At 39.1% G+C, this 2530-nt stretch carries 3 protein-coding genes; all 3 read left to right on the forward strand.

The annotated features are described in order from the left end of the window. Positions 1-174: 174 nt before the first annotated feature. Complete coding sequence (locus ACOVQ4_RS00420; RefSeq protein ID WP_421818703.1) at positions 175-339, forward strand: hypothetical protein; 165 nt, start codon at positions 175-177, stop codon at positions 337-339. A 567-nt stretch (positions 340-906) separates the two neighbouring features. Then, entirely contained in the window at positions 907-2229 is a 1323-nt protein-coding gene (locus tag ACOVQ4_RS00425; RefSeq protein ID WP_421818704.1) for a hypothetical protein, read from the forward strand. Beyond that, a complete protein-coding gene (locus ACOVQ4_RS00430; protein WP_421818705.1) occupies positions 2217-2492 on the forward strand; it encodes a hypothetical protein in 276 nt (91 codons plus the stop codon). The genes ACOVQ4_RS00425 and ACOVQ4_RS00430 overlap by 13 nt, the downstream gene beginning before the upstream one ends. Positions 2493-2530 lie beyond the last annotated feature (38 nt).

Raw genomic sequence — 2530 nt, forward strand, 5'->3', positions numbered from 1 at the left:
AGGTCGCAGGTTCGAGTCCTGCCTTTGCTTCTAAATCTTTTATCCAATATGATACAGTTACTATTAATTCCTGTGTTGCTTTATTTTGCTGTTGTCGAAGGTGTCAAGTGCTTTATCTGCTGGATTAAGGAAAAAATTTCAAAATAGTTTTATCATTCTTACCCTTTTACAAAAATGGATACTCTTGCAGTTGAAAACCTCGTTGATTTCTTTGTTAGCGCTATGGCTATGGGCTTTGCCTTTATTTGTGCCAACTTTGCCTACAGCTTTATTGCTGGAACAAGTTTGGAGGACAAATTAAAAGACTTCGTAGGAGGCGATTTAGAGGATGATAATTAGCATTTTATCGCATTGGAGTGCCATTTTTTTAAAGGTATTCGTCCCATCATTTATTGTTTTTTTCGCTGCCAGACATTTCATCGAAAAAAACAAAAGAGACGGGTTTTAATAAGTTAGGAAAGGAGGTTTCATAAATCCATTTGTTTGGATTTATGAATTGAGTGATTAGCTAGACTCCCACATCATTATGTGGGAGGTTCTTTCTAAAAAGACAATAGGTGTAGAAATAGATTCTAAAGACTACCACACTTTGTGTGGTAGCTTCTTTCTAAATGATGCACAACCATGAAGATTATATTGATTCTTTCTATAGCGATTTTGGTAATTCTACCGTTTGGGAGAAAAGACCGAAACGTATAGTTAATTAAGTTATGCCCTTTCACGGTGTCAGAATGACCATCTTGGTGCATTCTGGAGGGTTCGAACCCCTTATTGGCAACAAAAGCAAATTGAAGTATCTGCTACAGCTAGTAGTGTGACGACCAAACCTGTGGCGATACTTTGCCCATTTCACAGAATATGAATCTTTTTTGCCCTAAATCACAGATTAACTCAGATTTCGTAAGGATGCCAAAGACGCTCGAACAAACTAGCTCAAGCGTCTATAAGCGATACCATGCACTTGCAGAGGAGTTTAACGGCCTACAACATCTAGGTTTGTCAGCAAAACTTCGTACTCCACACCAGAAGGTTATGGAGGCGATTCTCTACAAGTATATACCTATGTTCCGCAAACTGGTCAATTCATCGACATGGGTTGATAGTCAGAGCATTCCTTCTATTAACATTACCCGTAGAGAACTGGCCAGACTCATTTCGTGTGAGACTAGAAACATCTACAATATCCTTGCTAGGCTGTCAAATGCCCGTTTTATTGACATTGTAGACAACAATTCGACAGGTGGATACACAATCATACCAAACCTATATATCGCCTTTGGTGATGTCAATTTGAAGCCTCAGTTGAAGGCTTTGAGAGCCCTTCCAAAGGACATCCTTATTACTCAGACGTGGCAAAGTTTTCCGATATTAAAAGACAGGATAAATTTAAACAATTCATATATAGCAGTAGATGTTGAATCTACCCAAGAAAATTACGGGGAAAGACACAGGGAAATTGACAGGGAAAAAAAGCAAATTGAGCCCTTTGACTTTTCTTTCCAAAAAAATAACCTTGAAAGTTCCACAAATGACAAGGAAAATGAAACAAGTGGGGCCGCCGACACCAATGATGTGGACAACTACGCTGGCAGTAGAGCGGAATACTTCCGCAATCGCCACCTAGGAGGTCACAAGTCACCTTTGCCTAACAGAACCACTAAACCTGTACAAGAAAAGCCGATTCAACCACATGAAAAGGCACAATTAATTACCGAATTCTGGAACTATGCCAAAAAGAACCTCTATCCTAAACAGAAGTTTAATGGAGAAACAGAGGTAAAAATCAAGCGATTGATTGGTAGTGATGTATTTGGGCACTTTAATGGCACAGAGAGCTATATCCATTGGAAAACGTTCTGTATGACCAAGATAGCAGAGGTAGATTTGGTGAAAAAACACAATGAAAAGTACGACCGTGAAGCATACTGGCCACTTAACTACTTCTCGAAGAAGTATCGTGATAGAGGCGGTTTTCTAATCGCCCATGTATGGCTCAAACGTGAGCAGAAGAAATTCCTTGAAGTGAGATTTGAGGATGAATTGGAAAAAGCGAAAAATTCATTGGCATTTGGTATCATACCACGTGGGCAAAAAGGTAAAATCCATTCGATTAGCGAGTTATCTCTTTACTGGGCTAAGAGAATATCAAAAAGAACAAGTCCAGAAACACTAGAAAAATATTACTCATTCATATCCAATACAAACTTATCATCACAATGGACGAATTAATTAGAACTGCCGAATGGCATATCAAGTACAGAATGCCATCAGGCACCAACATTGCACTCACCAGCAAAGGAACACCGATTCAGGTTTATCAGAATAAGTATCTCAACAAGCGCATCGAAAGCGCTGAGAATATGATAAATAAATTCCGTGGCTTTGACCTTGCGATTATCTATGCCAAAGAGCCTAAAACGGGTAAAGATTTGGGCGAAATTGCACGATTCGACAACGAAACAAAACGATTAGTCTTTTCAACACCACTCTAAAAAACGGGTCAACAATACTTAAATCGGGTCACATGAAG

The organism is Flectobacillus sp., from assembly GCF_049240685.1.
In the GTDB taxonomy this organism is placed as follows: domain Bacteria; phylum Bacteroidota; class Bacteroidia; order Cytophagales; family Spirosomataceae; genus Flectobacillus.

Bases quoted from the DNA above. Each gene is read 5' to 3' on its own strand.
- ACOVQ4_RS00420 (WP_421818703.1), top strand. From the start codon at position 175: ATGGATACTCTTGCAGTTGAAAACCTCGTTGATTTCTTTGTTAGCGCT.
- ACOVQ4_RS00425 (WP_421818704.1), top strand. From the start codon at position 907: ATGCCAAAGACGCTCGAACAAACTAGCTCAAGCGTCTATAAGCGATAC.
- ACOVQ4_RS00430 (WP_421818705.1), top strand. From the start codon at position 2,217: ATGGACGAATTAATTAGAACTGCCGAATGGCATATCAAGTACAGAATG.